General features: G+C 57.8%; 22 protein-coding genes. 4 read left to right on the plus strand and 18 right to left on the minus strand.

Annotated elements, in window-relative coordinates:
* Position 1: 1 nt before the first annotated feature.
* The 9 genes from AC2FJ5_RS05465 to AC2FJ5_RS05505 form a co-directional block, all read right to left on the minus strand.
* Positions 2 to 985 carry a type II secretion system F family protein gene (locus AC2FJ5_RS05465; protein WP_142635745.1) on the minus strand — a complete coding sequence of 328 codons (984 nt, stop codon included), beginning with the start codon at positions 983 to 985 and terminating at the stop codon, positions 2 to 4.
* A gap of 13 nt (positions 986 to 998) precedes the next feature.
* Positions 999 to 2,027 carry a type II secretion system F family protein gene (locus AC2FJ5_RS05470; protein ID WP_142635743.1) on the minus strand — a complete coding sequence of 343 codons (1,029 nt, stop codon included), beginning with the start codon at positions 2,025 to 2,027 and terminating at the stop codon, positions 999 to 1,001.
* Between the two features lie 11 nt (positions 2,028 to 2,038).
* The gene (locus AC2FJ5_RS05475; protein ID WP_496691717.1) at positions 2,039 to 3,436 is read right to left on the minus strand and encodes a TadA family conjugal transfer-associated ATPase; all 1,398 of its coding nucleotides are present in this window, start codon (positions 3,434 to 3,436) and stop codon (positions 2,039 to 2,041) included.
* A 48-nt stretch (positions 3,437 to 3,484) separates the two neighbouring features.
* Positions 3,485 to 4,690: a CpaE/TadZ family protein gene (locus AC2FJ5_RS05480; RefSeq protein WP_496691718.1), complete on the minus strand. Its 1,206-nt coding sequence runs from the start codon at positions 4,688 to 4,690 to the stop codon at positions 3,485 to 3,487.
* A gap of 11 nt (positions 4,691 to 4,701) precedes the next feature.
* Complete coding sequence (locus AC2FJ5_RS05485) at positions 4,702 to 5,340, minus strand: TadE/TadG family type IV pilus assembly protein (RefSeq protein ID WP_496706319.1); 639 nt, start codon at positions 5,338 to 5,340, stop codon at positions 4,702 to 4,704.
* On the minus strand, positions 5,337 to 5,828 hold the full coding sequence (locus AC2FJ5_RS05490) for a TadE/TadG family type IV pilus assembly protein (protein WP_271948250.1): 492 nt from the start codon (positions 5,826 to 5,828) through the stop codon (positions 5,337 to 5,339). The genes AC2FJ5_RS05485 and AC2FJ5_RS05490 overlap by 4 nt, the downstream gene beginning before the upstream one ends.
* A complete protein-coding gene (locus AC2FJ5_RS05495) occupies positions 5,825 to 7,309 on the minus strand; it encodes a pilus assembly protein TadG-related protein (protein WP_496792724.1) in 1,485 nt (494 codons plus the stop codon). Before AC2FJ5_RS05495 ends, AC2FJ5_RS05490 begins: the two co-directional genes overlap by 4 nt.
* 30 nt (positions 7,310 to 7,339) lie before the next feature.
* Entirely contained in the window at positions 7,340 to 8,167 is an 828-nt protein-coding gene (gene cpaB / locus AC2FJ5_RS05500; protein ID WP_142635731.1) for a Flp pilus assembly protein CpaB, read from the minus strand.
* 163 nt (positions 8,168 to 8,330) lie between these two features.
* Positions 8,331 to 8,522: a Flp family type IVb pilin gene (locus AC2FJ5_RS05505; protein WP_496792725.1), complete on the minus strand. Its 192-nt coding sequence runs from the start codon at positions 8,520 to 8,522 to the stop codon at positions 8,331 to 8,333.
* Between the two features lie 381 nt (positions 8,523 to 8,903).
* On the opposite strand from AC2FJ5_RS05505, the gene AC2FJ5_RS05510 reads away from it, so the two are divergent.
* Complete coding sequence (locus tag AC2FJ5_RS05510; protein WP_496792726.1) at positions 8,904 to 9,902, plus strand: LacI family DNA-binding transcriptional regulator; 999 nt, start codon at positions 8,904 to 8,906, stop codon at positions 9,900 to 9,902.
* Here the strand turns inward: AC2FJ5_RS05510 and AC2FJ5_RS05515 are convergent, their stop codons facing one another.
* Complete coding sequence (locus AC2FJ5_RS05515) at positions 9,903 to 11,036, minus strand: Gfo/Idh/MocA family protein (protein ID WP_271948257.1); 1,134 nt, start codon at positions 11,034 to 11,036, stop codon at positions 9,903 to 9,905. It abuts the gene before it with no gap.
* 37 nt (positions 11,037 to 11,073) lie between these two features.
* Entirely contained in the window at positions 11,074 to 12,177 is a 1,104-nt protein-coding gene (locus AC2FJ5_RS05520) for a Gfo/Idh/MocA family protein (RefSeq protein ID WP_271948259.1), read from the minus strand.
* Between the two features lie 126 nt (positions 12,178 to 12,303).
* Here AC2FJ5_RS05520 and iolC point away from each other — a divergent pair, with 126 nt between their 5' ends.
* The 3 genes from iolC to AC2FJ5_RS05535 are packed head-to-tail and all read left to right on the plus strand — an operon-like array spanning position 12,304 to position 14,954.
* Positions 12,304 to 13,272 carry a 5-dehydro-2-deoxygluconokinase gene (gene iolC, locus AC2FJ5_RS05525; protein ID WP_271948662.1) on the plus strand — a complete coding sequence of 323 codons (969 nt, stop codon included), beginning with the start codon at positions 12,304 to 12,306 and terminating at the stop codon, positions 13,270 to 13,272.
* A gap of 9 nt (positions 13,273 to 13,281) precedes the next feature.
* Positions 13,282 to 14,118 (plus strand): 5-deoxy-glucuronate isomerase, encoded by an 837-nt coding sequence (locus AC2FJ5_RS05530; protein ID WP_496701653.1) that lies wholly within the window; start codon positions 13,282 to 13,284, stop codon positions 14,116 to 14,118.
* The gene (locus AC2FJ5_RS05535; RefSeq protein WP_496696273.1) at positions 14,115 to 14,954 is read left to right on the plus strand and encodes a class II fructose-bisphosphate aldolase; all 840 of its coding nucleotides are present in this window, start codon (positions 14,115 to 14,117) and stop codon (positions 14,952 to 14,954) included. The genes AC2FJ5_RS05530 and AC2FJ5_RS05535 overlap by 4 nt, the downstream gene beginning before the upstream one ends.
* 49 nt (positions 14,955 to 15,003) lie before the next feature.
* Here AC2FJ5_RS05535 and AC2FJ5_RS05540 read toward each other — a convergent pair whose 3' ends face one another.
* From AC2FJ5_RS05540 to AC2FJ5_RS05570, 7 genes are all read right to left on the minus strand, one after another.
* On the minus strand, positions 15,004 to 15,762 hold the full coding sequence (locus tag AC2FJ5_RS05540) for an SDR family NAD(P)-dependent oxidoreductase (RefSeq protein ID WP_496792728.1): 759 nt from the start codon (positions 15,760 to 15,762) through the stop codon (positions 15,004 to 15,006).
* A complete protein-coding gene (iolB, locus tag AC2FJ5_RS05545) occupies positions 15,759 to 16,565 on the minus strand; it encodes a 5-deoxy-glucuronate isomerase (RefSeq protein ID WP_496792729.1) in 807 nt (268 codons plus the stop codon). Before iolB ends, AC2FJ5_RS05540 begins: the two co-directional genes overlap by 4 nt.
* Positions 16,566 to 16,605: 40 nt before the next feature.
* Positions 16,606 to 17,787 carry a phytanoyl-CoA dioxygenase family protein gene (locus tag AC2FJ5_RS05550; RefSeq protein ID WP_496792730.1) on the minus strand — a complete coding sequence of 394 codons (1,182 nt, stop codon included), beginning with the start codon at positions 17,785 to 17,787 and terminating at the stop codon, positions 16,606 to 16,608.
* Between the two features lie 48 nt (positions 17,788 to 17,835).
* Entirely contained in the window at positions 17,836 to 18,735 is a 900-nt protein-coding gene (gene iolE, locus AC2FJ5_RS05555) for a myo-inosose-2 dehydratase (protein ID WP_496709151.1), read from the minus strand.
* Positions 18,732 to 20,564 (minus strand): 3D-(3,5/4)-trihydroxycyclohexane-1,2-dione acylhydrolase (decyclizing), encoded by a 1,833-nt coding sequence (gene iolD, locus AC2FJ5_RS05560; RefSeq protein ID WP_496792731.1) that lies wholly within the window; start codon positions 20,562 to 20,564, stop codon positions 18,732 to 18,734. Before iolD ends, iolE begins: the two co-directional genes overlap by 4 nt.
* A gap of 83 nt (positions 20,565 to 20,647) precedes the next feature.
* The gene (locus tag AC2FJ5_RS05565; protein WP_142635708.1) at positions 20,648 to 21,469 is read right to left on the minus strand and encodes an ATP-binding cassette domain-containing protein; all 822 of its coding nucleotides are present in this window, start codon (positions 21,467 to 21,469) and stop codon (positions 20,648 to 20,650) included.
* Position 21,470: 1 nt separating this feature from the next.
* On the minus strand, positions 21,471 to 22,577 hold the full coding sequence (locus AC2FJ5_RS05570) for an ABC transporter permease (RefSeq protein WP_142635706.1): 1,107 nt from the start codon (positions 22,575 to 22,577) through the stop codon (positions 21,471 to 21,473).
* Positions 22,578 to 22,579 lie beyond the last annotated feature (2 nt).

Raw genomic sequence — 22,579 nt, forward strand, 5'->3', positions numbered from 1 at the left:
TTTAGGGGCCAAACGCATCCATATAACGGATCACGATCGGGGCCAGGATCAGCCCAGCGATTGCAGGCAGCATAAAACTGGCCATAACCGCCGACATTTGGACAGGCAACTTGTTGGCCTTTTCCTGTGCCCGCACCTCGCGCAGTTCACGCATTTCTTCGGCATAAGTGTTCAAAGCCGCAGCCAGGGGAACACCAAACCGGGTCGATTGCAGCACAACGCTTACGAATGAGCTCATTTCCTCTATACCTGTTCGACGCGCCATACGCATCAGCGCGGTATCTCGGTCACGCCCTGCCTGAATCTCGGAAAGCGCAATCAGCATCTCTTCGGACATTTCCGGCGCGACAAGCTGCATTTCGACCGCCACTTTCAGTAAGGCCTGATCAAAACCGAGGCCAGCCTCGATACCGATCTGAAGCAGATCCAGCATGTTCGGAAACGCATTTTCCATCAGACGCTTGCGCTCTTTGATCCGGGCGCCCATCCATAACTGCGGTATGAGATACCCGATCCCGCACAATACGCCGACATTCCGGATAATCTCGAACGCGTTTAGGCTGGACGTATATTCCGCGATCCGCGCACCCAAGTTGTTTGCCGGTTGCCAGGACATCAGGAAGAGGAAGGCCAGCGGCAGGAACGTCGCCAGCCCCAAACGGATAAGATAGAAATTCACGATTGCGTTTTTGCTGCGAAATCCGGAACGCGCCAACACCTGCCCAACTTCGAAACGTACACTGGCATCGCTGGGTATCAGGGCCGCACTCAAACCTGTCGGCGCTTCGCCCTCGACTTTTTCAGGAACTGCCCGTGACAAAGCCTGACGTGGTCGGCTTGACACCATGCGCTCTGCGGCTGTGGACCGTTCGCTAAGCGAGGACGAGATACCAAGAAACGCTACGACCGCACCTATCAGCACACAACCCAAAACCAGGATCTGCGTTGATAACTCGCTATCAAAAATCGAACTCAAATACTCCATCGAATACGCCTCTTCAAATCCGGAAATTCACAAGCTTGAACATCACAATCGCGTTCAGGACGATGGTCACGGCGATAACGCTCATGACTGGCACAAAGGCCGGAGAGTCCGCGACATCGCCATAATATGTCGGCGTCATGATGGTCATGAACACGGCAATGCCAACGGGAATGGATGACAGGATATATGCTGTCATGCGGCCTTCGGCCGAGATGGCCTTGACCTTGCGACGCAATGACATGCGCGCTCGGATCACGCGAGCCAGCGTGCGCAGGATGCCGGCCAGGTCGCCACCTGTGCCGTGCTGCATCATCAGTGCAACAGCTAGATATTGGATATCTTCTTCATCGATGCGGTCAGCCATGCTTTTGATCGCAGTTGTCAGTTCTTCGCCATAAGAGACCTGATCAACGACCAGCCCAAACTCTGTTCCAATCGGGTCAGGCATTTCTTCAGCGACACTTTGTAAGGTTGTGTTCAGTGGGTGCCCCACCTTCAATCCACGGGACATCAGGTCCAGCGCATCGGGCAACTGCTTGATCAACGCCGCTTTGCGCTTGCGCAACGTCACCCCCAACGCAACCAGTGGCGCAATCAGGAAAACAAGGGCGCAGGTGGGGACCACTTTCAACGGATCAGCCACCATAGACCCACCAATGGCCGAGATCAGAAAGGCTGCGCCACAACCGGCCAGAAACATTTCGGGAACCATGTTCAGGCCCGATACCTTCAACGCCAGAGGCAAATCCCCCACCAGCGGGAAACTCCGCAACAGTGGCTTGGCTTCCTGCGGCTTCAACAGGCTGAGGACATCCTCACCCGACTTCCCCTCGGACAGCATCTGAATCCGGCGGTTGATCGCCTCTTCGCGGTTTTCGCCACGCCGCATAAACTGACGCAGCCCTTCAAAAGCAATCAGCGCACCCAGGAAAACCGCAAGCGCCAGAACAAACCTGACATCGAACCCGGCAACTTCCATTTCCGGGCCGATCAGGTTGTTGATGTTCAGATTGGCCAGATATGACCTGATTTTCTCGAACATCCCGGACCTCCTTAGTTGAACTTGACGGTGGACAGGTCGACCCCGGCAGCCGCCAGTGCATCACTGGATTTTGGCCGAATTCCCGTAGGCATGAACCGGCCCAGAACCTTGCCGTTTTCATCCTTGCCTTCACGCTTGAAGACAAAGATGTCCTGCATGGTGATGATATCGCCTTCCATTCCAGTCACTTCCGAGATCGAAGTAACCCGGCGCGTCCCGTCTGACAGTCGGTTCAACTGAAGCACAAAGTGGATGGCCGAAGCGATGGTGGCCCGGATCGCCGAATGCGGCAGCTCCATCCCGCCCATCTGTACCATCTGCTCGACTCGAGACAGCGCATCGCGTGGACTGTTGGCATGAACGGTCGTCATCGAACCGTCATGGCCGGTATTCATCGCCTGCAGCATGTCGAAGGCCTCTGATCCGCGCACCTCGCCGACCACAATACGGTCAGGGCGCATCCGCAGCGCATTGCGGACAAGATCACGCTGGGCCACAGCGCCGGTCCCGTCCAAACCGGCTGGGCGGGTCTCCATGCGGAGAACATGTTCCTGCTGCAGTTGCAGTTCAGCAGCGTCTTCGATGGTCACGACCCGTTCGTTGCCGCCGATATAGGAAGACAAGGCATTCAGCATCGTCGTTTTACCTGATCCGGTTCCTCCGGAAATCAGGACATTCATCTTTGCCTCGACCAGACCGCGCAACAACGCCGCGGCACTGTCATTCAATGCATCGTTCTTAACCAACCGCTCCATCGTCAGCGGTACGCGCGCGAATTTACGGATCGACAAGGCTGGCCCGTCCAGCGCGCAGGGCCGAATGATCGCGTTTACACGGCTGCCATCCTCAAGCCGCGCATCCACCCAGGGCTGGCGTTCATCGATACGACGGCCAACACGGCTGACAATCTTGTCGATGATCCGCAGCAGATGGCGTTCATCCCGAAAACGCGCCGAGGTTTTTTCCAGAATACCTGAACGTTCGACGAAAATCTGCTTGTGACCGTTCACCAGAATATCGTTGATCGAAGGGTCGGCCAGTAAAGGCTCCAGTGGCCCAAGCCCAAGCACCTCGTGCATCAGTTCTTCGACCAAAAGCTTGATTTCCTCGGACCGCATGGCCCGGCCCTCGGACCGCAACAGATCAGTTGCGTGTTTGCCGATTTCGCCCCGCAATGTGTCTTCTTCGACCTTGTCGATCACAGCCAGATTCAGCTTATCAAGCAGCGAGTTGTGCATCCGGGCCTTGAGGTCAATACGGTCCATCTCGCGCTCTCGCTCCATGGCACGGCGCTCGGCGTTCTTGACCTCGATATCAGCAACATTTCCGTTCGGCTGTTTCGTGTCCAACGGCACAACTTTTGGGGATTGGGATGTTGTGCGACCCGTTCTGTCAAATTCACGAAACATTCTGCTTTACCTTTTACTTAACTAATCTTCACATCTTCGGACTTCGATTTACTGTTTGCCCACGCGTGGCGGCAGAGAAACTGTGGTTTCCTGCGCGATGCGACGGATGGCCCGTGTCAGAGGCGCCCGATTTGAGACCTCTTGCAGAGGTACGCCCCGGTCCACGCATTCACGAACGGTTCGCTCATCCTTGGGAACCCAGTGGGCGAAATCCTGTTCCAACAACTTTGCCGCTGCGCGGTGGTGCGCGGCCGGGATCAGGGGTTTCTTTTCCAGGCTCGCAACCAGCTGAATTTCCAAGGCCGGGTTTTCGGCGTGATAGAAATCCATCAATTTCCGCGCTGACCGGATCGAAGGCACTGCGACATCCGTTACCAAAAGCAGCCGGTCGGCTTGGGACAAAACCGGCGTGATCCACTCGACCAGAGCTCGCGGCAGATCAATAATCACATAATCATGGCTGCGTTTAAGGCTGTCCAAAATGGCCGAGATCTGTTCTTCATTAATGGCACTAAGGGGACCAAAGCGCGACGGTGCAGCCAGAACATCAACCCCACAGGGGGACTTGGTCATGGCCTGTTCCAGAAAGGCGCCATCGGGAATGCTCTCATCCATCGCCATCCGCCACATGGCGTCACTTTCCTCAACATCCATCAGGGCGGCAATAGATCCGAACTGAAAATCCAAATCGACAACCGCGACTTCGTTGGCGGCTTTCTTCTTGAAGAACCCTTCCTTGGCCTGTAGCTCGTTGGCCAGATTGGCAGCGACGATAGACGATCCAACCCCACCACGGGATTTCGCCACGGCGATCACTTTGCCCAGGGTTGCCTGACCGCCCCACACGGCCGGCAACTGCGCCTGACGGCGGGCCCGGATTGCGTCCACCTGCGGCACAATTTCCTCGTCGATCCACTTTCTCGGAAGAACGTCGTCGACACCAAGCTTTTTCAGCTGGCGCGCCTTTTCCAAGGGCAGATCCTCGTGGGCCAACGCAATGATGATCGCATTTGGCATACGGGCATCACAGATTTTCCGTGCGGTTTGCAGTAGGTCCCCGGAATTCTCATCCACATCGAACAGAACAACATCATGCTCTGCAGTCAGCGAGATCGCAGAGCCGTTTACCCCCGCAACGGTGTCCTGACGACCGGTGAACCGGCAGTTCGCCTGCCCCCGCAACGAGCCTTCGATGGCCGAGTAAATCTGCTCGTCCGGTGAAATCAACAATACTGAAATCTGCTTGGCACTCATTATGTTTCTCCTTACTCACTCGCCCCGGCCGCCAGATCTTCGGCGGGAACCGATGTGCTCATCGCGGGAAGAGAAATACTGTTGGGGGTATTTGACGCAGGTGTTGTGCCGTTCGACGCAAGAGCGGCCAGACCGGCGATTGGCATCATGAAGTTAAAGTTTACGTTAACAAGTTCGGCGGTAACGACCGGCGTATATGGCCCCCCTAAAAATCCAAGGCGCGCGTCATGCGAATATCCGATCTGTACGTTGGCGGCAGTCGTTCCCGGTGGCAGCAACATGCGGATATCATTCCAGACACGTGCGCCGTAATCCGTCGCGGTATTCAAAGGGCAAGGCGCAGGCAGGGCAGGCACGGCACAGACATTGCCACTGCGGCAGAGCACCCCAAATTTCGTACTTGTAGGAGCGCCGCTTGCCAGCGTGTGCTCGGTCGGCAACGCGCCGCAAAGCGGAGGCCCAAGAGTTGCCAGCCTGGATGCTTTTTGCATCGCCTTCTGCGCCATGGTAGTCGACCAGAACAACCGGCCATAATCCACAATGCCGAACATCAGCAACAGGAACAGTGGAATGACCATCCCCAATTCGACCAGGGCAGCGCCACGCTCCTGACTCCGGAAGGTCCGCAGGATATGCGACAACCGGGTCATACGCCGAACACCCGGCTCTGATCCGAAATCACCGTGTCAAGCGTGCTAACAGCCCCGCCGAACAGGCCCAGAACATTGCCCAGGATAAAATCAATCTGGATTTTCGCGGTCACTTCGACCACTGAGGTCGGGTCAATACGATAGCTGCCAGACCGCGATATGCAGGTCGGGGTTACATCCACCAGCGTTGTTCCGACCGGCAAATGCGCCCCACCGCCCAGTCGGTTGGCGACAATATCTGTGGCCATTGCATCATAGCTTGCGACGCCGCCCGCGCTGCATAGATCCAGCGGTGCGATGCGAGCGATCATGCGTGACGCATCCCGTACGCCGGCAGATGTCGCCTGATGTATCCAGGTGATCCGGCTGCCCTCGATGATCACAACAAAGAACAGCAAGATAACCGGCAGAACCATGGCGAACTCGACCATCGGCGCGCCAGACTCGCAGCGCTGAAAGCGTGAGAGGAAGCGACCCAGCGGCTTCATCGGTACAGCCTCACGACATCGCGGAAAATGCCATCAACGGCACTGCCACCAACTCCGCCGCCAACCTGTTTGACCACCTCGACGAAGATGTCGAAATCTGAGCCTGTGGATTCTTCAAGTGGCTGAAACAGAAAGACTTTTACGAATTCTTTCACCGGCACATCGGTGGCCCGCCCGGAAACCGGATTCGCGGTGCAGTCAATCGCTGCGGCGATGAACGTACGCCGCTCGGGATCGGTGCTGGGTTGGCCTGAACATTGGGCGCGGCCGGTCTCGTCCCGTCCGGTGACGATATCGCCTGACCCGGCCCGGCTGACCTCATCCAGATATACCTGATACCGGGTGTTTCCTGTCGGTGCACCCTGCGCATGCGGTGTCAGCGTACCGTCCGGTCCAACTCCATAATTCATAAGATTGTAAGCCGCTTGCCCTGACGTCCAGTTACCATCGCCAAAACGGCTGCCATTGCAAAGACCACTCACCGGGTCAAAGCAATCATCCGGCGGCATGGGAATAGTATTGGTCGACGGGTCCGGGTTGTTTTTCACACAGCCCCCGCCAGAATGGTCCCAGCCTGAAATCACATTTGGACCCGGCGCATAGTCTGGATCGTTCTTCAGTTGGTTCATGGTCGCCTGGAACATATCGAACCGCGAATTGTAGATCGCGCTGCCAATCCCGTTACGCTGACCGGGTTCGGTGTCGACACCGCGCTGAGACACGCATTTAGTCAGGTTCCCATTCGCAGCAATGAGGCAGATATACAGCTTTGAGCCGGTTAGACCGGCGCATGGCCCGTTTGGATTGATCCCGATATCCGTTGGATCCAGAAATCCGAAATTCCCCGGCCCCCAGGCCGAGTTGTTGCCGCCAGTACGCAATTTGATGGAAGCGCCGATATTGGCGCTGGAGGTCCAGCCCGACGGGATGCAGAACATCAACGGCGTTACGTCACAGGCGTATGCTGAATACCCAGCGATCGAGACTGAATTCACCTCTCCGGACGGGCCGGCGACACCCAGCAAGCTGGCCAGCGATCGGCCAAAAGGCAGGAAAACAGTCCGTGGTGTCGCGGTCACCTCGACCAAGACGGCACGCGCCGGGTCTGTCGTCACAAAGGGCGTAACCGAGTCGTTATCGTCTGGGTCTGCCGCCGGAGTCGGCAATCCGGTCAGAAAGCGAAGCGAAAAATCCGCCGAAGTTCCAAGGCTTTGGCTGCCATCCGCGAAAAACTGTTCGTCGTCGATCATGCCGGATGCCGCAGCTGTTGCACGTGTAATGGCGTCAGCATTGCCATCCAGCTCTCCTGCGGCGGCAAGCGCCACGTGGTCGGTATAGGCTTGCATGTCAGTTTGGGTAGAGGCGATACGCCCCAGATCAAAAGTCAGTGCAGCCATTCCGATCATGACGACCATGAACATGCCGACGAAAACCAGAATTGTGCCGTCTTCTTTGTCCCTGATTTTGCGTAGCGAAGTCATATCAACCTCCCTCGAAAGACCAACCTGACCTCAGTTCACCGGCTCAGTTGTTGCACTGGTGTTCCCAAAGACCTGAATTTCCTGAACGTCGGTTGCCCCACGGCGAACTTTCACAATCGGCCTGGGCGTGCCCTCTTCTAGCGGTGATTTTTCAAGGAGGATGTCGCTGAGGCGAACCGCTTCCAGCGGCTTATCCTCTTCTGTTTGCAGAGACCGCAGAGACAGGCTGAGCTGCCCGGCCTTCTGCGCCAGAGCCAACTTCTGACCTTCATCCGGGGTGACCTCGATCGTAACCGTGCGGGCAATGCCGGGTTGGTCAAGCTCTTCATCCGCGGTTTGGTCCACGCCGATGACCCGGATATTCTGCAGGATCGTCACTGCACGCAGTGTATCATTGGTGCCGCGGGTCAGAACAATGTCGACAAAGTCGCCAGGCGTAACAAATCCGCCTACCCCTGTCTGCGCGTCGACATTGATCGCCATCGCGCGGTTATTCTCGCCAATCGTCTGAACGATTGTCACTTTCTCACCAAAATCGGAAACTTTCGAGGTCAAAAGAATTTCGCCCTGCGCCAAAGCGCGCTTGGCCCGGCGAGGTTCTATGCCTGCGGCGGGCAGGACATCATCAAAGCTTGTAAAAACACCTGCAGGCACAGATGCAGTAGGCCAATCAATGGTCGTCAGCTTGTGCCCTTCGATCGGCGTTCCGAACGCGATATCTTCGGCCACGGCCACAACACGAACTATGGTTGGTTCACCCGCTGACTGATTCCGTCGGATCTGATCCTGTGCCAGAATGACTGCGCCACCCGCCAAACCTATTCCCAGGAAAGTCATCAAAAATGATTTAATACGCATGGTATCCTCCAATTCCCGGGAAAACTCAGGATAATTACTTAATTGGGCCTGACTGGCCAAACAGACCGCTTATGCAAATCAAAGGTGGTCTGGTAGGAAACTGACGCCCCACGCTTGCGAGTGGGAAGTCAGATTTTTAATGCTAGAAAAATCGGCCCGCCGTTTAAGGGGTTGTTGTCCGCTTGGCTGACGAGTTTGCATCACTAAAGTTGCTACTGGTCGTGGCAGCCAAATTGGTTAGAATTGTCCCGCCGACGACAATCGCAACAAACAGCGCGATGCCATATTCAACAAGGGTCGCGCCGCGCTCGTCTTTGCGTAGCTTCAGAAATACTTTGCGAATTCCATTCAACATTACTTGAACTCCAGACTGTTTTACCAAAGTGCGAAATCCCGCACTGACACGAGGAACACACCCCCGTTAACTAAATCGTTACTGATGAGGCGGTGCCGAAACCTCCCCACAAACGAAAAGAAATTCCCGCTTAGGGCGAATTTTCGATCATTTTGGGCGGAAATGTGTCAAATCGCGGACCGATTTACGGTGCGCGGCAGCAGATTTACCTGATCTCCCGTCAGAAAGAATCGATTGGTGAGAAGCTGCTCGGGGTCAATAAACCGGGCCCCGCGTCAAACGAGCAATCATTTGCAACCGATTGCAGCCACCAGACTAACTGGCTTAGTATCACGACATGAAAATGTCTGTCATCCCACCTTTCTTCTGCAGGTACGAAACATGAGCGTCACCCTAAAAGACGTCGCAGCTCTGGCCGGGGTGTCGCGCTCTGCCGTGTCGCGCACCTTTACCGAGGGTGCCTCGGTTTCGGCAAAAACCCGAAGCAAGGTGGAAAAGGCGGCTGCTGAACTGGGCTACAGCCCGAACGCCCTGGCCTCGTCCCTGACCACGGGACGGACAAAGCTGATCGGGCTGATCTCGAACAACTTTCACAACCCGATTTTCCTTGAAGTCTTCGATCAGTTCACGCGCGCTTTGCAGGAACGCGGTCTGCGCCCCCTGATCGTGAACCTGACCGATGAGACCGAGCCTGCCAATTCCGTTCGGATGCTGCGCCAGTATTCTGTTGACGCTGCCATCGTGGCCTCTTCGACCCTGCCGCCAAGTTTCGCCAAGGCGTTTCACGATGCCGGTGTTCCGGTTGTGCATACGTTCGGGCGCTCGGCGACCTCACCAGAGGTACATGTCGTCGGGATCGACAATGTCGAATGTGGTCGCATGGCAGCCCGCGAGCTAAAGGCGCGGGGTTATCGGCGCGTTGGATATCTCGGCGGGCCAAAAGATGCGACCTCGGCCATGGATCGATATCAGGGCTTTATGGAAGAGGCCGAAAAGCACCCTGATCTTGAGGTCACATACTCTTTCGCCGGGGCCTATTCATTTGAGGCGGGGCGCGCGGAAATGCTGGATTTGCTAAAGGGTCAACCAGCCGAAAGCTATTTCTGCGGCGATGACATTCTGTCCGTCGGTGCGCTGTCCGCCCTGTCGGATCACGGGCTGAAACCGGGCAAGGATATCGGGATCATCGGCTTGAATGACATGGAGATGTCGCGTTGGGAAAGCGTAAATCTGACAACCATCCACCAACCGATCAAGCAAATCATCACCTCGTCTGTGGATCTGGTGGAAGAGATGCTGAAAGACCCCGAGCGTTATCCCGAGGCCCGCATTTTCCCCTGCCGCGTAGTCGAAAGGGGCACGCTGCGCCCCCGCACCTAGTCAGCGGAACATAGGGGGGCGCGCATCCTTCCAGGCTCCGTCTTCATTGCCCGACGCAACGGCAGCATGGACCGCTGCGATAGACCGCACCCCATCCGCTGCGCCTGGCAACCCGTCGCGGGTTTCGCCACGAATGGCATCGGCCAGATCGCAATAGATGTTGGCCACAGCCAAGGGAAACCCTTCAGGATGTGCGATGGCCACCCGCGACAGGCGCTGGGCGTCCTCGTACAAGCCACCTTCGCCCTTTTCAATGATCTGTGTGCGGCCGCCGACCGGTGTATAGAGCAACTGGTTGGGCTGTTCCGAGGTCCAGCGCAGACCGCCGGTTTCACCGAAGACCTGAATGTCGAACCCATGTTGGCGCCCGATCGCAACGGACGAAGTCCACAAGCGCCCGACGGTGCCACGCTCTGTCCGGAAGTTGACCATGGCATCATCCTCCAGCACGCGGCTTGAGATGGTCGAGGCCATGTCGGCGGACAGCGACGTGACCTCATCATCGCAAATGAAGCTGGCCATATGCAGCGCGTGTATACCGCAATCCGCGAACTGCCCCGAGACACCGGCCATCGCCGGATCATACCGCCAGCGCACGCGTGGATTGTCGGCGTCAGTGGCATCCCCGTGGTGGCCGTGGCTGAAATTCGTCACGACCAGACGCACCTTGCCGATATCCCCGACCCTCACCATTGCACGTGCCTGGCGCACCATCGGATAAGCCGAATAGCAATAATTCACGGCGCATAGCTTGCCCGATGCTTCGGCGATGCGCACGATCTCTTCGCCTTCGTCCACGGTCATCGTCATCGGCTTTTCGCACAGAACGTTAAAACCCGCCTCGAGATAGGCCTTGGCAATTTCAAAATGGGTCGAGTTCGGTGTCGCGATGGTAACCAGATCGATGCGGTCGCTACGGTCTTTTTCACCGGCTAGCATCTCTTGCCAGTTGCCATAGGCGCGATCAGTTGCAACGCCCAAACGCTGTGCATATTCACGTCCCACGTCGGGGCGGTGGTCCAACGCTCCGGCAGCGAACTCAAACAGCCCATCGGCCTGTGCGCCAAGGCGGTGCGCAGGGCCAATCTGGCTGCCTTCACCGCCACCGATCATGCCCCATTTCAGCTTAGTCATGGTCTTAGTCTCTCTTTGGAAATTGGGTGGTGAGCTTTCAGAAATCGCTGATATCTGTCCATTGCCGCCCGTCTGACGATGCCAATGCAGCCGCCAGAACGCGGTTCACCTCGTGCCCATCGCGGAAGGTGGGCCAGATATTCTGCCCAGAATGGATGGCCTGCAGGAAATCCTTGGCCTCGATAATGATCTGATCCTGATATCCTGTGCCGTGCCCCGGACCCTGGCAAAAAGGTTCGTAATCCGGGTGCGCAGGGCCTGTCAGGATCTTGGTAAAACCGCGTGCAGCTTCGGGACCTTCGCGGCGATACAGCCACAAGGCATTCTGGTCCTCCTGATCGAACCGGATCGCACCTTTGGTACCCGAGACTTCATAGGCGTAGCCCATCTTGCGACCCGTTGCGACACGGCTGAAATAGAGGTTGCCCATGACCCCGCTTTCAAAACGGCACATCATCTGCGCGTGATCATCATTGGTAACTTCGCCGCCGGGGCGATGCCGGTGCACCGTCTCCACATCGGCCATAACCTGAGTGATCGGCCCGATCAGCGCCAACGCACCATTCACCATATGCGGAGCAAGATCGCCGATGGTTCCATTGGCCATTCCCGTTGTGCGCCAGGTTGCTGGGGCCTCGGGGTCGGCATAGAAATCCTCGGTATGTTCGCCACGGAACCATGTGACCTGACCGATTTCCCCTTCAGCAATAAGCTGACGCGCATATTGGCTAGCGGGCGTACGGATATAGTTGAACCCGACCATGTTGATTGCACCTGTGGCCTCGGCTGCCGACACCATCGCGCGGCTGTCGTCCAAGGACGCCCCCAAGGGTTTTTCGCACAGCACCGGTTTACCAAGGGCAAACGCCGCCTCAGCGATTTGACGGTGTGTCGATTGAGGTGAGGCGATCACAATGGCCTCGACCTTTGGATCCTCGACCAGCATGCGCCAGTCATCGGTGGCGCGCTGGAACCCGTAGGCGGCGCGATAGACTTCCGCGCTTGCAGATGTCGAGGCACAGATCACCTCAAGCCGCGGGCGCAGCGCGGTGTCGAACACCGCACCTACCGCTGACATCGCGACGGAGTGGGCCTTGCCCATATAGCCGCCGCCAACAATTCCAATTCCAATTTCAGGCATCTGCCGCGGCCTCGCACATATCATTTGCAACCGGTTGCAAAATCAGTATCGTGTGAATCGATTCAACGCAAGGATCAACACACCTTGCCGACCCTTTTCGCCGGAGGAAATGACGTGACCGCTTTGATGGACGGTATCAAAGGAAACCGCTTTGGCGTCTTGGGTCGTGCGGGCATGGACCTGTTTGCCGATCCCATCGGCGAGAAAAGTGAGGATGCCGACGCGTTCCGGGCCGATCTGGGCGGTTCATCGGCAAATATATGTGTGGGTCTGGTCAAGCTTGGCAGTCAAGCGTCGCTGATCACCTCGGTATCTGACGACGCGGTCGCGCGGTTCTGCCTGAACCGGCTGGCGCATTACGGCGTCGATACGTCCAACATACGGGTTGTAAGGGGCGAATACCGCATGTCGCTGGCAATCTACGAAAGCCGGACAGAAGATTTCCAGAATGTCATATACCGCAATGGCGCAGTCGATTTCCAAGTCACCGAAGAGGATATGGACCAGGTCGATTTCAGCTCCTTCTCTGCTGTGATCTCGGCCGGAACCGTCTTTGCGGCCGAGCCTTCGCGCAGCGCCACATTCCGGGCCATCGATACGGCCCGCAAGGCCGGTGTGCCCGTAATATTTGACATAGACTATCGCCCTTACAGTTGGCCCTCACCCGAAGTCGCGTCCGAGGTCCTGTCCCGCGCCGGTGACGCCAGTGATCTGATCGTAGGCAATGACGAAGAATTCGGTTTCATGGCGGGCGGGATAAACAAAGGGTTTGCCAAGGCGCAGGAACTGGCGGCCAAACCAGGCCGCGTGGTGATCTATAAAATGGGTGAAAAAGGCGCCATCACGCTGATGGACGGGCAGGAATTTCAGACAGGCATCTATCCGGTGACTGCCGTCAAGCCGAATGGCGCAGGTGACAGTTTCATGGCCGGGTTACTGGCCTCGGTTGCAGCGGGGTACTCGCTGAAGGACGCGGTGATGCGCGGTTCGGCCTGCGCCTCGATCGTCGTGTCTCAACCCGGCTGTGCGCCCGCTATGCCGACTACCGAACAGCTAGACACGTTTCTGGCCACCCATCCCGGCCCCACGGCATAGGAGATCCCAATGCATATCGCCCCCTATGAGAACCAGAACAAACCCATCGTGGATGCCGATGACCCAATGGTGCCCCTGAACTATTTCAACATCGTCAAACTGAAACAGGGCGAGGCGTTCGAATATCAAGTGCCGGGGTATGAGACCTGCATCGTCCCGGCCACAGGTACGGTCGATGTGGATGTCGAAGGCGTGCAATTTGCCAAGCTGGGCAACCGAGGAGAGGATGTCTGGGATGGAGAGCCAGAGGGCGTTTATGCACCCGTTGGCGCCAAGGTGCAGATCGTCTGCGCCTCGGACCACACCGAAGTCTTCATCGCGGGCGCCAGATACGACAAGGTGCTGGACCCGTTCGATGTCCGCCAGCACGATCTGGTGCAGTACGGCAGCGACGACACCAAAACCCACCGCAAGATCAAGCACATCCTGGGCCAGAAACAGCATGACAAGGTGGGCCGTCTGCTGGTGAGTGAGTTGTTCACCGTGGGTCAGGGGGGATGGTCGGGATTTCCCAGCCACAAACACGATACCAACCGCCTGCCGGATGAGACCCGCCATGACGAGACCTATAATTTCCGTTTCAAACCCAACTGGGGCTCTGGCCTACAGATGCTGCAGCGCGAGGATAACGAACCGGGCGACGCCTATCATATCATGGACGGATCGACCGTCTGTATCGACAAGGGTTATCACCCCTGCTGCGTCCTGCCGGGGTATGAGATGTATTATTTCACGATCCTCGGCGGCCTGACCCAACGCTCGCTAGTCCAGTATTTCCAACCCACCCATGCCTATCAGATCGAAACCATACCGGGCATCAAAGACATGATTGCAAAATTCAAATGACCCTCGCCACACTGAAAGACGTTCTGCAACCGGCTTATGAACAAGGCTATGCCGTGGGCGGCCTGGTCACGTTAGGATGGGAGGATATGCGCGCCTATGTGGCCGCAGCCGAAGCCGAAAACGCGCCTCTGATTCTGCAGGCCGGACCCAGTTGCCGCGAGCACACCCCCCTGCCCGTTCTGGGCAAGATGTTCCGCTATCTGGCCGAAAACGCCTCTGTCCCCGTCGTCGCCCACCTGGACCATGGGTACACCTTCGAGGACTGCAAAATCGCGTTGGACAGCGGCTTTACCTCGCTGATGTTCGACGGGTCGCGTAAGCCATTGCAGCAAAACATCGATGAGACCGCGGCCATTGCCGAAATGGCCCATGCGGCAGGGATTTCATGCGAGGGAGAGATCGGCTTTGTGGGGTATTCCGGCGGCGAAGGCTCAAATGGTACCGACCCCGAGGAAGCCGCGAAGTTTGCACGCGAAAGCGGCGTCGACGCGATGGCGATTTCGGTTGGCAATGTTCACTTGCAGCAAAACAAAGAAGGTGGCCTGGATGAGGCGCGTATCGCCGAAATCGATGCCGTGACCGAAGTGCCTTTGGTCATTCATGGCGGGTCCGGTGTGCCGGTAGAGCAGCGTATGAAGCTGGCGCGCGAGACCTCGATCTGCAAGTTCAACATAGGAACCGAGCTGCGTATGGCATTCGGAAATGCCATGCGTGAAGCCGTCAATCGTGATCCTGAACGGTTTGACCGCGTCACGATCCTGAAGGAAACGCACGACCCGGTTGAGGCAGCTGCCCGCACCGTGATCCGTGCCTTTGGCGCCCCGCCGCAGCATTAGGGCGTCAAGTTACCAGTCGACCGGAAGCGCATCGCCAAGCGGCATCACCTCAGATCGAGCCGCCTTCGACCATGAAGTTCCCCGCGCTGCACATGGCCGCGTCGTCCGAGGCCAGAAACAGGACCATGCGCGCCACATAGACCGGCTCAATCGGGTCCGGCAGACATTGACGATCCACCTGCTTGGCCAGCGCCTCGGGTGTCACCCATAACTCTTTTTGCCTCTCCGTCATGATCCAGCCCGGAACTACCGTGTTCACCCTGATGCGATGGTCGCCCAACTCGCGCGCCATGGTACGGGTCAGGCCATGAACGGCAGATTTGGCGGTGGCATAGGCCGGGAATCCTGCCCCGCATTCCCACCAGGAATTCGATCCCAGATTGATGATGGCCCCCTTGCCCTTGGCAATCATGCCTGGGGCAACCGATTGGATGGCAAAGAACATATGGCGGATATTGGTGGCCATTCGGTCATCCCAATATCCCGGCGTCACTTCGCGCCAGTCGTGGCGTTCGTCATGTGCGGCGTTGTTAACCAGAATATCCGCTTCGCCCAGCGCGGCGACCAGCCGCCCGAATGCCTCTTGCAGCGCATCTATGTCGCGCAAATCGCATTGGGCAAAGGCATGCTGCCCGTCCAGCTCCGCCAGCAGCGCTTGGCCCGCATCTGCGTTCAGATCCACAAACCCGACCCTGGCCCCCTGGGCGGCAAAGGCGCGAACCGTTTCGGCGCCGATCCCACCGGCCCCGCCGGTGATAAAAACTGTTCTTCCCGCAAGACCGGGGTAATTCGCAAAATTCGCGCTCATGCGTCACGCTCCATGATCCATTCTACTTCGGGGGCGGCTACAAAGCGCCATTTCCGCAATGGGCCGGCCATGACGTTCAGGTAGTACATCTCAAACCCATAGGGCGCACCGCAGGGATGATGCCCGCGCGGGACGATCACGACATCGCCATCAGATACAGCCATAGCCTCGTCCAGATCGCCATCATCGGTATAGACCCGCTGAATGCCGAACCCGTTCGAGGGGTTCAGACGGTGGTAATAGGTCTCTTCCAGATAGGTTATGCGAGGAAAGTCATCTTCATCATGGCGATGGCTGGGGTAGGAGGACCAGTGGCCGTTGGGCGTGAAGACCTCGGTCACCAGCAGGCTGTCAGCGACGTCTTCGGCCTCCATCGCGATATTGTTGATATAGCGGGTATTCACACCCTTCCCGCGTTCGGTCAGTGTGATGCCACCCGGCCCGATCCGTCGCGCCGGATGGCCACCTTTGCCGGGGGCCGAACACACGGCCACAACACAATCGGTTTCCGCCACAGCCTGCCAATCGGTTCCGTTGGGCAGGTACAGACAATGCGGCGGCGTCTTTTCAAAGACATCCATGCGGTCACCCAGCACACCCCAATCCTGCCCGGCCCCGGTGATATGCGCCTTGCCCTCGACCATGACCAAGATGACCTCATTGTCACCGGTTTCTTCGGTCGCCTTGTCACCTGCGCGTAGTTGGTAAAGACCGAACCCGACATAGCGCCATCCCGCAGAGGCAGGGGTGATGTCATGCACCTTGCCATCGGGGCCGCGTGGTTTCCTGAGCAGGTTGGCCATTGGGGCCTCCTTTCTGGGCACGACGGCCCGGTTCGTAAGGTCAGGCGGATTGTCGGGTCTTCAACGCCGAAAGTGCCGAGGTCAGTTGCTCTGGCGTCCATTCTTCGGCGACCGCACGCAGCAAGATATCCGCCTGGCTTTCCGGAGCATTACCACCAATCGGGGGATCTGTATCCAGATTTGTCGGAAACGGATAGCCTTCGGCCGTCGCCGCGATGGCCGCGTCCAGCTCGGAGCCAGTCAGCTCGCCGCTTTGCTTCAGGGCCACCAGTGACGGCAGCACGGCCTGCGCCATGGACCGGCGGTCGATGGCCTCCATCGCACGACCAAAAGCGGATGAGATCTGCAACAAGTTCGCCATACGGTCGATATCCGTGCTGCGGTTCTCGCCGGCCGAGTGGAACAGCGCGGGGTTGAAGAATACCGCGTCGCCTTTGTTCAACGGCACCTGAAGATAGCTCTTCTCAAAGTGGTCCCTGTGCGCGGGGTCGTGAAAGCCAATATATCCGGCTGGATATAGCTGTGAAAACGGCAACAGTTTGGTGGGCCCGCTTTCCACCGGCATGTCACAATGTGCCACTGCCCCCTGCAAGGTCAGCGCCGCCGTCAGCAGATGTGCATGCACAGGGTACCGGGCAGCGCTTTCAGCGGTCTGAAAGCCCAGATGGTAGTCCCTATGCGCCTGCTGTGCCTTGCCGCTGGGGCGGACCTGATTGACCTGAGCCGTGACCTGATAGTTCGGCCCCAGCCATGCCTCGCAGGCGGTGGCAACAGCAGCGTTGCCGAAGTATTTTGAGAAACCTTCCGGATCGCGCAGGCAGTGCTTTTGCAGCGCATTCCAGATCCGGTCATTCGCACCCGAGGCGGCAAAATGATCACCCTCGCCTTCGCCGCTTTGGCGTTCCTCGTCGATGATCTGCCGAAAAACCTCGGTCGCCCGGTCGATCACCGACAGATCCTGATAGGCCCCTTTCAGCGCGATCACCCCGGCGGATTGGTTCAGCACATGGCCCCATTCCGCCATCAAAGCGCGCCGTTGCCCTGTATCTTCCAGCGCGGGACGCAGGGCATTCATGTCATAGACGGGGACGTTCTTTTCGATCATCGCGGCCTGCGGAACCATGTCCGAGGTCAGTTTCCGAGAGGTCAACACCTTGAATTCGTCCAGATCACAGGATTCCCGGTCAAAATACCCGACATATCCAATTCTTTGACTTACCATGATTTTCTCCTTCTTCATGGCCTTGGTGTTGCCCCTTGGGACGGTTTGTTAGTTGGTGATCTCCAATCTTGCCTGAGCGCAGACATCGACAATGTGGTCGTAGCCCATCTTGGAATACTCTTGGGGTGGGGCCTTGGCGGGGTCCTGTTCGGCCTCGACCACGATCCAGCCGCTATAACCCATAGATTTCAACGCATTCGCCACGGCTTGAAAATCAATGCAACCATCGCCAGGCACAGTGAACGCTCCCGCGACGACAGCATCCAGGAAGCTGCGGTTGTTTTCGCGCACATCCTGTACGACCGCCGGACGGATATCCTTGAAATGGACGTGATGCACCCGGTCACCCCACCGATTGAGGGTCGCCATCACGTTGCCGCCACCAAACAGCAAGTGGCCGGTATCAAAGCACAAGCCGACCTCGGGGCCCGACCCTTCCATCAACCAGTTCACATCCTCTTCGCTTTCGATAATCGTGCCCATGTGGTGGTGATAGGCCATCGGCATGCCCTGATCAGCCATCCATTTGGCCAGCTCGGTGATTTTGGCGGCATAGGCCAACACCTCATCCCGGGACAGTTTCACCCGGTCATTAACCGCGACCCCGATCTGCCCCTGCACGGTGTTCGAACATTCGGCATAGACGATGCACGGGCTGTTGAGCGCTACGAATTGTTCGACCTGCGCGCGCACGGCCTCGCGCTCGGTGGCAAAATCGTTAACCAGAGAAGCCCCAGAACACCAACCGCCACACAGGACGATATCATTGGTGTCGAGATAGGCGCGCAGACCTTCGGTATCGCCGGGCATCCGCTGACCGCGTTCAACGCCGGTATAGCCGATCTCGCGCGCCTCTTTCAGGGCCTGTTCCATCGTGTAAGCCGCGGTCAGGTCCGGCAGATCATCATTCTGCCATGCAATCGGAGAGATGCCGATCTTCACGCTCATTTCGTGTTTCTTTCCTTGATGGCAACCTCATAGGCTGCGCGCTTTTCATTCACTTCCGGGCGGATGCTGACTTCGGGCACGGCCACTTCCCACCAGGTGCCGCCATATTCGGTCGACGGGTACGGATCGGTGTCTATGACGACCACATAGGGGCCGGTGACCTCGCCACGTTTGGCCAATGCCTGCTCCAGCTCAACGATCGAGCCCACCTTGACCGAAGTCGCCCCCATCGCCGCCGCGTGCGCAGCGAAGTCTATGGCCGAGGGCGTTTCGTGCACCGCGTGATCCAGCAAATTGTTAAACTCGGCCCCGCCAGTGCCCATTTGCAGACGGTTGATGCAGCCAAAGCCCCGATTGTCGGTGATCACCACTGCGAAAGAGACCCCCATCATCGCCGCCGTCGCCATTTCGGAATTCGCCATCATATAGGTGCCGTCACCGGTAAAGCAGATGACGTCGCGATCAGGCTGGGCCATCTTGATGCCCATTGCACCGGCGATTTCATAGCCCATGCAACTGAACCCGTATTCCATGTGATAGGCACCGGGGCGGGGCGCTTTCCACAGCTTGTGCAGCTCACCCGGCATCGTGCCCGCGGCGCACATGACTACCGTGTTATTGTCCGAGGCGCGTTGCACCGCACCCACCACCTGCATATCCGTAGGCAACGCGTTTCCGTCACCGGGCGCGTCGGTCAGTGCATCCACCTTGCCAAACCAATCTGCCTTCAGCGTGTCCGCCACCGGGTCGGCCCGGTAGCCGTGCAAGGCTTCGCCAAGTTCCTCTAACCCGACACGCGCATCGCTTTGCAGCGGCATTGCGCCGTGTTTTTCGGCGTCATAGGCGGCTGTGTTCAGGCAGATCATCTCGCGGTTCGGATTGGAAAACAGCCCCCAGGACCCGGTGGTAAAGTCCTGCAACCGCGTCCCAACAGCAAGCACCAGATCGGCCTCGGCGCAGGTGGCGTTGGCCGGTTCACCACCGGTTACACCAACCGGGCCAAGGTTCAACGGATGATCCCAGGCCAGCGCCGATTTCCCGGCCTGCGTCTCGGTGATCGGGATATTGTGGGATTCCACAAAGCTCTGCAGCACATCCGTCGCTCCGGAGTAATGCACGCCACCTCCGGAAACGATAACGGGACGTTTGGCTGATCTGATCGCAGCCACCGCACGGGCCAACTCCGCCTCATCCGGGCGAATGCGGCGCTGATACCAGACCCTCGGCTCGAAGAAACTCTCGGGATAGTCATAGGCTTCGGCCTGAACATCCTGGCAAAAGGCCAACGTCACAGGCCCGCAATCGGCCGGGTCGGTCATGGTGCGAAAGGCGCGGGGCAAGGCTGTCAACAGATGTTCAGGCCGCGAGATGCGATCATAGTACCGGCTGACCGGGCGAAAACAGTCATTGGCACTAACCGTACCATCACCAAAGCTTTCGATCTGTTGCAACACAGGGTCAGGCCCGCGGGTGGCAAACACATCGCCGGGGATAATCAGAACCGGCAACCTATTCACATGCGCCAACGCCGCCGCAGTGACCATATTGGTGGCCCCCGGTCCAATGGATGAGGTCACCGCCATCGCCCGCGTCCGCCGCATCTGCTTGGCATAGGCAATCGCGCAATGTGCCATTGTCTGTTCATTTTGCCCGCGATAGGTTGGCAGGCTGTCTTTCGCGCCGTGCAGCGCTTCGCCCAGCCCGGCCACATTGCCATGGCCAAAGATGGCCCAGACACCGGCGATAAAGGGTTCACCCGCTTCGTTCATCTGCGCGCCCAGATAGCGCACCAAAGCTTGCGCTGCGGTCAGTCGGACTGTGTTGCCCATAGTGATACCTTTCAACACAAGGCCATCTCGGCCATTCCTGCAATTTCGAAATTAGCGGGCCTGTGGCCCAGACGGGGGAACGGTTAAACCGTTCCGCCCAAAGAGCCTTCCAGCTGGGCCATTTCCTGACCGCCCGCCATCAGGTCCTGCAATTCCTCGGGTGTGATCTCTCCACGTGTGGCCGTGCCCAGAGTCTTGCCGCGATTGAGCACGGTAAAGCGATCACCTACGGCCAGCGCATGGCGCACGTTATGGCTGATGAACACCACACCCACGCCCTGATTGCGCACCTTGTCGATGGTTGCCAAAACATTCGATGTCTGACGTACCCCAAGTGCCGAGGTCGGCTCATCAAGGATCAAAACCTTGGCCCCGAAGTAAACCGCCCGGGCAATGGCAACCGTCTGACGCTCGCCCCCTGACAGGGTTCCAACGGCCTGATCCGGCCCGCGCAGATTGATACCCATCTTGCGCATCTCGGCCATACAGACCTCATTGGCCTGGTCGATATCGAACCGTTTCAGCAATCCCTTGCCCTTGGTCGGTTCGCGACCCATGAAGAAATTCCGCGTCACACTCATCAGCGGGATCATCGCCAGATCCTGAAACACGGTCGCAATGCCCGCCTCCATCGCATCGCGTGGCGTGTCAAATTGCAGCGGTTTGCCTTCGAAAAAGATCTCGCCCTTGGTGGGTTTGTGAACTCCGGACATGGTCTTGATGAAGGTCGACTTTCCGGCACCGTTGTCGCCCAGCAGGCAGTGGCATTCGCCAGGCCTGACGTCAAAGCTGACGCCTGCCAGGGCAATAATGTTACCAAAGTGCTTTTCGATATTCTTCATTTGCACGATCGGCGCAACATCCTTTACCGCATCCCCGTGATGGAACTTGCTGTCTTCAGTCATATCAGCGCTCCCCGGTTACGCGTTTGCGGATGGCGTTGTTGAACAATACCGCGATCAGAAGCATTGCGCCCAGGAACACCTGGAACCAGTCCTGATCGAAATCCGTGTAAGTCAGCCCGATGACCACCATGCCAAAGATGATCGCGCCAAAGAACGCCCCGATGGCCGATCCATAGCCACCGGTCAGCAGACAACCTCCGATCACCGCCGCAATGATGGCCTCAAACTCTTTCTGGAAGCCACGGCGCGCATCGGTCGATCCCGCGTCGATCACGGTGATGATTGCGACCAGCGCCGCACAGCAGGCGGTTAGCATGAACAAAGACACTTTGATACGGCTCACCGGCACACCAGAATTCGACGCCGCATTACTGTCGCCACCGGCGGCAAAAATCCAGTTTCCAGCTGGGGTCCGCAGCAAAACATAGGTCGCCGCTAGGGCCAGAACGATAAACCACAAAATCTCGACCGGAATGCCCGGTACTTTCGGCGCCCCGTTTTTGAATGTGTCGATCAATCCGTTTGCAGCCAGCCAGGCAAACAAACCGGCAAAAGCTTCGCCCGAGAAGAACGGGGCCAGCCAGTCGTTTTCGACTACGTCGCGCACGCCACGCAGCTGGGTTGACCCCCCAGTGGCTGCTTTGAGACCCACCAGTGAGAGACCGCGCAGAATGAAAAGGAAAGCCAGAGTTACAATAAAAGAAGGTAGGCCCGACCGTATGACGATATTGCCGTTCACCGCCCCAACAAAGGCCGCAAAAACAAATGTCATCGGGATCGCAATGATCAGAGGTAACTGCCAAGTCACCACGCAGACACCAAAGAACAAGCCTGCAAAGGCAACCATCGAACCGATCGACAGGTCAAACTCACCCCCGATCATCAGCAGCGCCGCTCCGATAGCCAGGATACCCAGCTGTGCCGCAGGCGTCATGAAGTTCATAACTCCAGCCAGCGTGAACATGGAATCGTCTGCCGTGAGCGCGAAGAAAATGACCACCAGGACCACACCGGCCATGGCACCAAGCTCTGGACGTTTCATCAGCTTGGTCAGAAACGGTTCTTTCTTTACGCGTTCGTCCGTAGTGACGGGCGCTGACTCACTCATGT

It is taken from the genome of Ruegeria sp. CDSA221 (assembly GCF_059611825.1).

Excerpts from the sequence above, each read along its gene's own strand:
- AC2FJ5_RS05465 (WP_142635745.1), bottom strand. The coding sequence starts at position 985 with ATGGAGTATTTGAGTTCGATTTTTGATAGCGAGTTATCAACGCAGATC.
- AC2FJ5_RS05530 (WP_496701653.1), top strand. The coding sequence starts at position 13,282 with ATGCATATCGCCCCCTATGAGAACCAGAACAAACCCATCGTGGATGCC.
- AC2FJ5_RS05475 (WP_496691717.1), bottom strand. The coding sequence starts at position 3,436 with ATGTTTCGTGAATTTGACAGAACGGGTCGCACAACATCCCAATCCCCA.
- AC2FJ5_RS05470 (WP_142635743.1), bottom strand. The coding sequence starts at position 2,027 with ATGTTCGAGAAAATCAGGTCATATCTGGCCAATCTGAACATCAACAAC.
- cpaB (WP_142635731.1), bottom strand. The coding sequence starts at position 8,167 with ATGCGTATTAAATCATTTTTGATGACTTTCCTGGGAATAGGTTTGGCG.
- AC2FJ5_RS05485 (WP_496706319.1), bottom strand. The coding sequence starts at position 5,340 with ATGACCCGGTTGTCGCATATCCTGCGGACCTTCCGGAGTCAGGAGCGT.
- iolD (WP_496792731.1), bottom strand. The coding sequence starts at position 20,564 with ATGGGCAACACAGTCCGACTGACCGCAGCGCAAGCTTTGGTGCGCTAT.
- AC2FJ5_RS05490 (WP_271948250.1), bottom strand. The coding sequence starts at position 5,828 with ATGAAGCCGCTGGGTCGCTTCCTCTCACGCTTTCAGCGCTGCGAGTCT.
- AC2FJ5_RS05515 (WP_271948257.1), bottom strand. The coding sequence starts at position 11,036 with ATGACTAAGCTGAAATGGGGCATGATCGGTGGCGGTGAAGGCAGCCAG.
- iolE (WP_496709151.1), bottom strand. The coding sequence starts at position 18,735 with ATGAGCGTGAAGATCGGCATCTCTCCGATTGCATGGCAGAATGATGAT.
- iolC (WP_271948662.1), top strand. The coding sequence starts at position 12,304 with ATGGACGGTATCAAAGGAAACCGCTTTGGCGTCTTGGGTCGTGCGGGC.
- AC2FJ5_RS05520 (WP_271948259.1), bottom strand. The coding sequence starts at position 12,177 with ATGCCTGAAATTGGAATTGGAATTGTTGGCGGCGGCTATATGGGCAAG.
- AC2FJ5_RS05505 (WP_496792725.1), bottom strand. The coding sequence starts at position 8,522 with ATGTTGAATGGAATTCGCAAAGTATTTCTGAAGCTACGCAAAGACGAG.
- AC2FJ5_RS05535 (WP_496696273.1), top strand. The coding sequence starts at position 14,115 with ATGACCCTCGCCACACTGAAAGACGTTCTGCAACCGGCTTATGAACAA.
- AC2FJ5_RS05510 (WP_496792726.1), top strand. The coding sequence starts at position 8,904 with ATGAGCGTCACCCTAAAAGACGTCGCAGCTCTGGCCGGGGTGTCGCGC.
- AC2FJ5_RS05495 (WP_496792724.1), bottom strand. The coding sequence starts at position 7,309 with ATGACTTCGCTACGCAAAATCAGGGACAAAGAAGACGGCACAATTCTG.
- AC2FJ5_RS05480 (WP_496691718.1), bottom strand. The coding sequence starts at position 4,690 with ATGAGTGCCAAGCAGATTTCAGTATTGTTGATTTCACCGGACGAGCAG.
- AC2FJ5_RS05550 (WP_496792730.1), bottom strand. The coding sequence starts at position 17,787 with ATGGTAAGTCAAAGAATTGGATATGTCGGGTATTTTGACCGGGAATCC.
- AC2FJ5_RS05565 (WP_142635708.1), bottom strand. The coding sequence starts at position 21,469 with ATGACTGAAGACAGCAAGTTCCATCACGGGGATGCGGTAAAGGATGTT.
- AC2FJ5_RS05570 (WP_142635706.1), bottom strand. The coding sequence starts at position 22,577 with ATGAGTGAGTCAGCGCCCGTCACTACGGACGAACGCGTAAAGAAAGAA.
- AC2FJ5_RS05540 (WP_496792728.1), bottom strand. The coding sequence starts at position 15,762 with ATGAGCGCGAATTTTGCGAATTACCCCGGTCTTGCGGGAAGAACAGTT.
- iolB (WP_496792729.1), bottom strand. The coding sequence starts at position 16,565 with ATGGCCAACCTGCTCAGGAAACCACGCGGCCCCGATGGCAAGGTGCAT.